The sequence below is a fragment of the Ideonella azotifigens genome, from assembly GCF_006519715.1.
In the GTDB taxonomy this organism is placed as follows: Bacteria; Pseudomonadota; Gammaproteobacteria; order Burkholderiales; family Burkholderiaceae_C; genus Ideonella; species Ideonella azotifigens.
The window spans coordinates 1-8,910 of sequence record NZ_VIDT01000175.1 but is presented as its reverse complement, the minus strand read 5'-3'; the positions used below and the strand labels follow the sequence as shown (position 1 = coordinate 8,910).

Genomic DNA, 8,910 nt, shown 5'->3' with positions numbered 1-8,910 from the left:
GACGTCATCGGCCAAAGTGTCGGACCGGGCCCGCGGGCCGGCCATGCGGAGAAGGCCCCATTGCCTGGTCTTGGTAACCGGGATGTTCCTGCGCCGGCTGGCCGGCCGCGACAATGCGGGCCGGGCTGGCGGCGCTGCCGGCCGTTCACCTGACGAATCTGCCAAGGACCGTGCCGATGCCTGCCGAATTGCTGTTCGACCCCCATCCGCTGCCGGTGGCGCCCTCGCTGCTGGGCGAGTCGCCGTTCTGGCACCCGGAGCAGGCGGCGCTGTACTGGTGCGACATTCCAGGCAAGACCTTGAACTGCTTCCATCCGGCCACCGCGACGCACGAACATTGGGCCTTCGAGACCGAACCCTGCAGCATCGCACCACTGCTGGGCGGCGGGCTGATGCTGGCCATGCGCGATGGCTTGTGGACCTTCGACACGCGCAGCGGCGAGCGCAGCCGCTTGGCGCGGCCGCCCTACGATCCGCGCAAGGAGCGTTTCAACGATGGCAAGGCCGATGCGCAAGGCCGCTTCTGGGTTGGCACGATCTACGAGCCGCGCGAGCCGGCGCTGGCGGCGCTGTACCGCTGGTCCGGCGAGCACCTGGCGCGCGTGGCCGGCGACGTGACGGTCAGCAACGGCCTGGCCTGGAGCCCGGACGGCCGCACGCTGTACTGGAGCGACACCAAGGCCCACACCATCCATGCGCTGGACTTCGATCCGGCCAGCGGTGAACTGTCGCGCCAGCGGGTCTTCGCTAGCTTTCCGTTGAAGCAGGCCGGCCAGGACCTGGCGTCGTATGGCGGCCGGCCCGATGGCGCGGCGGTCGACAGCGAGGGCTGCTACTGGGTCGCGATGTTCGAGGGCCAGCGGCTGCTGCGCCTGGCACCCGACGGCACGCCGCTGCAGGAAGTGGCGCTGCCGGTGCGTTGCGCGACGATGCCGTGTTTTGGTGGCGACGACCTGCGCACCTTGTACGTGACGACCTCGCGCGAAAACCGGCCGGCCGAAGAGTTGCAACGCCAGCCCTGGGCCGGTTGCGTGCTGCAGATGCGGGTCGAGGTGCCGGGGCTGCCGGTGCATTTCGCCCAGGTTTGAGGCGTGGCGCGAGGCTCGGCAGGTGCTGGCACCGAACCGGGGCTGGTGTCAAGCAGAGCCGGAACAATTCCGGCGGCCTTGGCAGGCCAAGACCGACAGGTTTTGGACAGGCAGGCTTTCACCCTATAATTCCGAGGCTTTGTCGCCCCCAATGTCCTTTACCAAGGAACTTTTTTGTCCATGTCAGATCGGCAAGCCCGCTTTGACCGCTGGTCAGATTCCGAGCAAGAGGGCGATGAGCCAAAGTTTCAAGCCCTGAATCGCGAGCAGGCGCAAGCCCTCGCGGCGCGGCACCCATCGGTGTCGCCATGGCGGGTGGTCGCGGTGCAGGCCGTGGTGGGGTTGGTGCTGGCCACGGCGACATGGCTGGTCACAGGTCGACAGGGGTGGGCGTGGTCGCTGCTGTATGGCGCGGCTGCGGTGGTGGTGCCGGGTGCCTTGATGGCGCGCGGCATGACCAGCCGGCTCAGCAGCTTGGCGCCCGGCGTTTCCGCCGTGAGCTTCATGCTGTGGCAGTTCGGCAAGATGGGGATTTCGGTGGCCATGTTGATGCTGGCCCCGAAGCTGGTGCCTGACCTGAGCTGGCCAGCCTTGCTGGTGGCGCTGGTCCTGTGCATCGAGGTTTATTGGCTCGCGCTGTCGTGGCGTGGTCGCCGCAAGCGTTGAACGAACGAGAAGCAATCAATCATGTCAGCTGAAGGTCCAGTCGCAGAGCACGCGCCCACCGCCGGTGAGTACATCGTTCATCACCTGACCCACTGGCGCAACAAGGAGTTGAACGGCCCGTTCGACCTCTCGGTGGTCAGCTGGGACTCGATGTTCTTCTCCATCGTGCTGGGTGTGCTCACCTGCTTCGTGCTGTGGCTTGCCGCGCGCAAGGCCACGTCCGGCGTGCCGGGTCGCTTCCAGGCAGCCGTCGAGATCCTGGTCGAGATGGTGGAAAACCAGGCCAAGGGCATCGTGCACAACGCCAACAGCCGCAAGCTGGTCTCGCCGCTGGCGCTGACGGTGTTCCTGTGGATCTTCGTGCTCAACGCAATGGACCTGCTGCCGGTCGATCTGCTGCCCTGGATCTGGGAGAAGATTGTTGTTGCCAATGGCGGCGATGCCCACCACGCCTACCTGCGCTCGGTGCCGACCGCCGACCTCTCGGTCACGATGGGCATGTCACTGGCCGTGCTGATCGTCTGCCTGGTCTACAACGTCAAGATCAAGGGCCTGGGTGGCTGGATCCATGAGCTGTTCTCGGCGCCGTTTGGTGACCACTGGGCGCTGTATCCCTTCAACTTCTTGATGCAGATCATCGAGTTCGTGGCCAAGACCGTCTCGCACGGCATGCGGCTGTTTGGCAACATGTATGCCGGCGAACTGATCTTCCTGCTGATCGCCCTGATGGGTGGCGCTTTCGCCTCCGTCGGTCTGGGCACCGGCATCGGTCTGGCCATCGGCCACATCATTGCCGGCTCCGCCTGGGCGATCTTCCACATCCTGATCATCACGCTGCAGGCCTTTGTGTTCATGATGCTGACGCTGGTGTACATCGGCCAGGCGCACGACTCGCACTGACAGCGGCCGTTCAGGATTTCTCTCGCTTTTCCCTTTTCGTAAACATAACCTCTCGACCTAGGAGTCATCATGGAAGTCATCAGCTTTGTTGCCCTCGCCGCCGGCCTGATCATTGGTCTGGGCGCGCTCGGTGCTTGTATCGGCATCGGCGTCATGGGCAGCAAGTACCTGGAATCCGCCGCTCGCCAGCCCGAACTGATGGGCGAACTGCAGACCAAGATGTTCCTGCTGGCCGGCCTGATCGACGCGGCGTTCATCATCGGTACCGGTATCGCGCTGTGGTTCGCCACCGCCAACCCTTTCCTGGGCCAGATCCAGCAGCTCGCCAAGTAATCGGCGTCTGTCGAGTTTGAGAGGCCGGGCGCACCCCCACAGGGTGCGCCTTGTGCTGAATGTCCCAGTCACCGTTTGAGGCAATAAAGTGAGCATCACCGGTACCCTCATCGTCCAGATGATCGTCTTCCTGATCCTGGTCGGGTTCACGATGAAATTCGTCTGGCCGCCGATTGCCGCCGCGCTCGACGAGCGTGCGCAGAAGATTGCCGCCGGCTTGTCTGCCGCCGACAAGGCCAAGGCCGAGTTGGTTGCTGCCGACAAGAAGGTCCAGGCCGAGCTGTCCGCCGCAAAGGACAGCGCCGCCAAGCGCCTGGCCGATGCCGAGCGTCTGGCCCAGCAGTTGGTGGAAGAGGCGAAGGCCCGCGCCAGCGAAGAAGGCGCCAAGATCGTTGCCGCCGCCCATGCCGAAGCGCAGCAGGAGTCCACGAAGGCCCGCGAGGTGCTGCGTGAGCAGGTCGCCGTGCTGGCAGTCAAGGGCGCTGAAGCGATCCTGAAGCGCGAAGTCAACGCCGGCGTTCACGCCGAGTTGCTGACCCGCCTGAAGACCGAGCTGTAAACCATGGCCGAGCTCGCAACCATCGCCCGTCCCTACGCGGAAGCCATGTTCAAGGCCGTCGCTGGCGACAACGCCGCCGCACTGGCCGAACAGCTGGAAGCCGTCGGCCAGGTCGCCGGCAACCCGCAGCTGCGCCAGTTTGCCGACAGCCCCAAGGTCATCGCCAGCCAGGTGTTCGAGCTGATCGCTGGCGTCGCCAACATCAGCCTGTCGCCCAAGGTTGCCAACCTGCTGACTGCCGTGATCGACAACGGCCGACTGGTTGCGCTGCCCGAGATCGCGGCGCAGTTCCGCGCGCTGGTCAACGCCAGCAGCGGCGTGTCGGACGCCCGCATCGCCAGCGCTTTCCCGCTGTCGGACGCGCAGCTGGCAGAGACCGTCGCGGTGCTCGAACAGCGCTTCGGACGCAAGCTCAATGCCGCAGTGGAGATCGACGAGTCGCTGATCGGCGGCATCCGCGTGGTCGTGGGAGACGAGGTGCTGGATACCTCGGTCAAGGCGCGCCTCGAGCAGATGAAGTCAGCGCTGACCCACTGAACGCGCCGCACGCCCCCGCATCCGCACATTCATCCTTCGGCAGCCGCAAACGGGCTGCCGCGCTTTCGGAGAAAGCAATGCAACTCAATCCTGCAGAAATTTCGGAACTGATCAAGAGCCGCATCGAGGGCCTCGGCACCTCGACGGACATCCGCAACCAGGGCACCGTCGTCTCGGTGACCGACGGCATCGTCCGCGTGCACGGCCTGTCCGATGCGATGCAGGGTGAAATGCTCGAATTCCCAGCCACCAAGGATGGCGTGCCCAGCTACGGCCTGGCGCTGAACCTGGAGCGCGACTCGGTCGGCGCGGTGATCCTGGGCGAGTACGAGCACATCTCCGAAGGCGACACCGTGAAGTGCACGGGCCGCATCCTGGAAGTGCCGGTCGGCCCCGAGCTGATTGGCCGCGTGGTCAACGCCCTGGGCCAGCCGATCGACGGCAAGGGCCCGATCAACGCCAAGATGACCGACGTGATCGAGAAGGTCGCCCCGGGCGTGATCGCCCGTAAGTCCGTCGACCAGCCGGTGCAGACCGGCTTGAAGTCGATCGACTCGATGGTGCCCGTCGGCCGTGGCCAGCGCGAGCTGATCATTGGCGACCGCCAGACCGGCAAGACGGCCGTGGCCGTCGACGCGATCATCAACCAGAAGGGTCAGAACATGACCTGCGTCTACGTTGCGATCGGCCAGAAGGCTTCGACGATCAAGAACGTGGTGCGCGCACTGGAACAGGCCGGCGCGATGGAATACACCATCGTCGTCGCTGCTTCGGCTTCCGAATCGGCCGCGATGCAATACGTGTCGGCCTACTCCGGCTGCACGATGGGCGAATACTTCCGCGACCGCGGCCAGGACGCGCTGATCGTCTATGACGACCTGTCCAAGCAGGCCGTGGCCTACCGCCAGGTTTCGCTGCTGCTGCGTCGCCCGCCGGGCCGCGAAGCTTTCCCTGGCGACGTGTTCTATCTCCACAGCCGCCTGCTGGAGCGCGCCGCCCGTGTCAACGCCGACTACGTCGAAGCCTTCACCAAGGGTGAAGTCAAGGGCAAGACCGGCTCGCTGACCGCGCTGCCCATCATCGAGACGCAAGCTGGCGACGTTTCGGCCTTCGTGCCGACCAACGTGATCTCGATCACCGACGGCCAGATCTTCCTGGAAACCAGCCTGTTCAACGCCGGCATCCGCCCCGCCATCAACGCCGGTATCTCGGTGTCGCGTGTCGGTGGTGCTGCGCAGACCAAGCTGATCAAGTCGCTGTCCGGCGGCATCCGGACTGACCTGGCCCAGTACCGTGAACTGGCTGCGTTCGCGCAGTTCGCTTCCGACCTGGACGAGTCGACCCGCAAGCAGCTGGACCGCGGTGCCCGCGTGACCGAACTGCTCAAGCAGGCCCAGTATTCGCCGCTGCCGATCAGCCTGATGGGCGCGACGCTGTATGCGGTGAACAAGGGCTTCATGGACGACATCCCGGTCAAGCGCATCCTGGCCTTCGAAGCCGGCCTGCACCAGTTCCTGAAGGCCAGTCACGCCGCCCTGCTGGCGAAGCTGGAAGCCGACAAGGCCATGGACAAGGTTGCCGAAGATGAACTGTCCGGCGCCATCGCCGCGTTCAAGAAGTCTTTCTGACCCTGCCCTGACGCAACGCTGAAAGGAGCACCGTCATGGCGGTTGGAAAGGAAATTCGCGGCAAGATCAAATCGGTGGAGAACACCAAGAAGATCACCAAGGCCATGGAAATGGTTGCCGCCTCGAAGATGCGCAAGGCGCAGGAGCGCATGCGCAATGCGCGCCCGTACAGCGACAAGATCCGCAACATCACGGCCAACCTGTCGCAGGCCAACCCGGAATACCACTCGCCCTTCATGAGCACCGAGCACCGCACCGGTGTCACGGGCTTTGTGGTAGTGACGACGGACAAGGGTTTGTGCGGCGGCCTGAACACCAACGTGCTGCGGGCCGTCACCGGCAAGATGCGCGAGGTGCAGGAAGCAGGCGGCAAGTCGCAGGCCGTGGCCATTGGCAACAAAGGCTTCGGCTTCCTGAACCGCGTCGGTGCCCAGGTCGTCAGCCATGTCACGCAGCTGGGCGACACGCCGCAGCTCGATCGCCTGATCGGCCCGGTCAAGGTCATGCTGGACGCCTTCGTCGAAGGCAAGGTCGACGCGGTCTACCTCTGCTACACCCGCTTCATCAACACGATGAAGCAGGAGCCTGTGGTCGAGCAGCTGCTGCCGCTGAAGGCCGACAGCCTGGCCCAGACGCCGGCCGAGAAGTCGGCCTACGGTTGGGACTACCTGTACGAGCCGGACGCAGCGACCGTGATCGACGAGTTGTTCAAGCGTTACCTCGAAGCGCTGATCTACCAGGCCGTGGCCGAGAACATGGCGTCCGAGCAGTCGGCGCGCATGGTGGCCATGAAGGCGGCCACCGACAACGCGGGCACCTTGATCGGTGAGCTCAAGCTCATCTACAACAAGACCCGCCAGGCGGCGATCACCAAGGAACTCTCCGAGATCGTCAGCGGCGCGGCCGCGATCAGCGGTTGAGCCGGCAGCGCCGCAGCCAGACCCGAATACAGCGAATCAAAGATTGAAGGACACCGAAATGTCGAACACTCAAGCAGCCACGGCCGCCGTGGGCAAGATCGTCCAGTGCATCGGCGCCGTCGTGGACGTCGAGTTCCCGCGCAACCAGATGCCGCGCATCTATGACGCGCTGAAGATGGAAGGCTCGGCGCTGACGCTGGAAGTCCAGCAGCAGCTGGGCGACGGTGTGGTGCGCACCATTGCGCTGGGCTCGTCCGACGGCTTGCGCCGCGGCGTGATGGTGACCAACACCGGCTTCCCGATCACCGTGCCGGTGGGCAAGGCCACGCTCGGCCGCATCATGGACGTGCTGGGCAACCCGATCGACGAGCGCGGCGAGGTCTCACACGAGCTGACCGCCTCCATCCACCGCAAGGCCCCGGCCTACGACGAGCTGAGCCCGTCGCAAGAGCTGCTGGAAACCGGCATCAAGGTGATCGACCTGATCTGCCCGTTCGCGAAGGGCGGCAAGGTCGGCCTGTTCGGCGGCGCTGGCGTCGGCAAGACCGTCAACATGATGGAGCTGATCAACAACATCGCCAAGGCCCACTCCGGTCTGTCGGTGTTCGCTGGCGTGGGTGAACGCACCCGCGAAGGCAACGACTTCTATCACGAGATGGCCGACTCCAAGGTCGTCAACCTCGAGAACCTGCCGGAGTCCAAGGTCGCGATGGTCTACGGCCAGATGAACGAACCGCCGGGCAACCGCCTGCGCGTCGCGCTGACCGGCCTGACGATTGCCGAGTCCTTCCGCGACGAAGGCCGCGACGTGCTGTTCTTCGTCGACAACATCTACCGCTACACGCTTGCCGGTACCGAAGTGTCCGCACTGCTGGGCCGCATGCCTTCGGCCGTGGGCTACCAGCCGACGCTGGCCGAAGAAATGGGCCGCCTGCAGGAGCGCATCACCTCGACCAAGGTCGGCTCGATCACCTCGATCCAGGCCGTGTACGTCCCTGCGGACGACTACACCGACCCGTCGCCTGCGACCACCTTCGCCCACTTGGACTCGACCGTCTCGCTGTCGCGTGAAATCGCCTCGCTGGGCATCTACCCGGCCGTCGACCCGCTGGACTCGACCTCGCGCCAGATCGACCCGAACGTGATCGGCCAGGAACACTACGACACCACCCGTGCCGTGCAGTCCACGCTGCAGCGCTACAAGGAACTGCGCGACATCATCGCCATCCTGGGCATGGACGAACTGGCACCGGAAGACAAGCTGGCCGTCTCGCGCGCACGCAAGATCCAGCGCTTCCTGTCGCAGCCCTTCCACGTCGCCGAAGTCTTCACCGGCTCGCCGGGCAAGTACGTGCCGCTGAAGGAAACCATTCGCGGCTTCAAGATGATCGTGGCTGGCGAATGCGACCACCTGCCGGAACAAGCGTTCTACATGGTTGGCACGATCGATGAAGCCTTCGAGAAGGCCAAGAAGATCCAGTAAGACTTCGCATTCGGGCCTGATGCGTCGTTGCTCTCCTCGCCGTACGGGTGTACGGCTGAGGGGAGCGCCTAGCCTGAGGCCCGACTGCTCGCTTACTGAAACTTCTTGAACTTGAGGAACACGAGCATGGCAACCATTCACGTCGACGTGGTCAGCGCTGAAGAGTCGATCTTCAGCGGCGAGGCCAAGTTCGTCGCGCTGCCGGGTGAAAACGGCGAGCTGGGCATCTTGCCCCGCCACACGCCGCTGATCACCCGCATCAAGCCGGGCGCGGTGCGCATCCAGCGGGCCGACACGGGCGAAGAAGAGTTTGTCTTCGTTGCCGGTGGCATCCTGGAAGTGCAGCCGGGCTCGGTCACCGTGCTGGCTGACACCGCGATCCGCGGCCACGACCTGGACGAAGCCAAGGCCACCGAGGCCAAGAAGGCCGCCGAAGCCGCGATGAAAAACGCCAAGAGCGACATCGACCTGGCGCTGGCCCAGGGCGAATTCGCCACCATGGCCGCCCAACTGGCCGCCATCCAGCGCCTGCGCAAGAAGTAAGCTGCAGCGCGCAGCGAACCCCGCAAGCCCGCCGCGATCCAGGTCGTGGCGGGCTTTGTGCTTGTGGGGCTTCAAGTTCGCCGCAGCCGTCGCCCTCTCATTCGCCCACCGTCTCGCCATGCCAAGTTTTCGCATCCTGCGCTGGGCGGCCTGGGCACCGGGCCTGGACGATCCCGCCCACTGGCTGGATTGGCTGGCCGCTCCGCGTGCCTTGCCGGCAGACGGACTGGCGTCGTTGAGCGAAGTGCCGGCC

At 64.8% G+C, this 8,910-nt stretch carries 10 protein-coding genes; all 10 read left to right on the top strand.

Annotation, left to right across the window (positions count from 1 at the left end):
• Positions 1-176 precede the first annotated feature (176 nt).
• Positions 177-1,088 (top strand): SMP-30/gluconolactonase/LRE family protein, encoded by a 912-nt coding sequence (locus FKP22_RS12835; RefSeq protein WP_141287882.1) that lies wholly within the window; start codon positions 177-179, stop codon positions 1,086-1,088.
• A 180-nt stretch (positions 1,089-1,268) separates the two neighbouring features.
• Entirely contained in the window at positions 1,269-1,754 is a 486-nt protein-coding gene (locus FKP22_RS12830; protein ID WP_141287881.1) for an ATP synthase subunit I, read from the top strand.
• Between the two features lie 21 nt (positions 1,755-1,775).
• The gene (gene atpB, locus FKP22_RS12825; RefSeq protein ID WP_141287880.1) at positions 1,776-2,654 is read left to right on the top strand and encodes a F0F1 ATP synthase subunit A; all 879 of its coding nucleotides are present in this window, start codon (positions 1,776-1,778) and stop codon (positions 2,652-2,654) included.
• Positions 2,655-2,723: 69 nt separating this feature from the next.
• Complete coding sequence (gene atpE / locus FKP22_RS12820) at positions 2,724-2,987, top strand: F0F1 ATP synthase subunit C (protein WP_141287879.1); 264 nt, start codon at positions 2,724-2,726, stop codon at positions 2,985-2,987.
• An 88-nt stretch (positions 2,988-3,075) separates the two neighbouring features.
• Positions 3,076-3,546, top strand: a complete 471-nt coding sequence (locus tag FKP22_RS12815) for a F0F1 ATP synthase subunit B (protein WP_141287878.1) — start codon at positions 3,076-3,078, stop codon at positions 3,544-3,546.
• A gap of 3 nt (positions 3,547-3,549) precedes the next feature.
• Complete coding sequence (locus tag FKP22_RS12810; protein ID WP_141287877.1) at positions 3,550-4,083, top strand: F0F1 ATP synthase subunit delta; 534 nt, start codon at positions 3,550-3,552, stop codon at positions 4,081-4,083.
• 77 nt (positions 4,084-4,160) lie between these two features.
• Positions 4,161-5,711 carry a F0F1 ATP synthase subunit alpha gene (gene atpA / locus FKP22_RS12805; protein WP_141287876.1) on the top strand — a complete coding sequence of 517 codons (1,551 nt, stop codon included), beginning with the start codon at positions 4,161-4,163 and terminating at the stop codon, positions 5,709-5,711.
• 35 nt (positions 5,712-5,746) lie between these two features.
• Positions 5,747-6,631, top strand: a complete 885-nt coding sequence (gene atpG, locus FKP22_RS12800; protein ID WP_141287875.1) for a F0F1 ATP synthase subunit gamma — start codon at positions 5,747-5,749, stop codon at positions 6,629-6,631.
• A gap of 58 nt (positions 6,632-6,689) precedes the next feature.
• Positions 6,690-8,114 carry a F0F1 ATP synthase subunit beta gene (gene atpD, locus FKP22_RS12795; RefSeq protein WP_141287874.1) on the top strand — a complete coding sequence of 475 codons (1,425 nt, stop codon included), beginning with the start codon at positions 6,690-6,692 and terminating at the stop codon, positions 8,112-8,114.
• A gap of 126 nt (positions 8,115-8,240) precedes the next feature.
• Complete coding sequence (locus tag FKP22_RS12790; RefSeq protein ID WP_141287873.1) at positions 8,241-8,657, top strand: F0F1 ATP synthase subunit epsilon; 417 nt, start codon at positions 8,241-8,243, stop codon at positions 8,655-8,657.
• Positions 8,658-8,910: the final 253 nt, after the last annotated feature.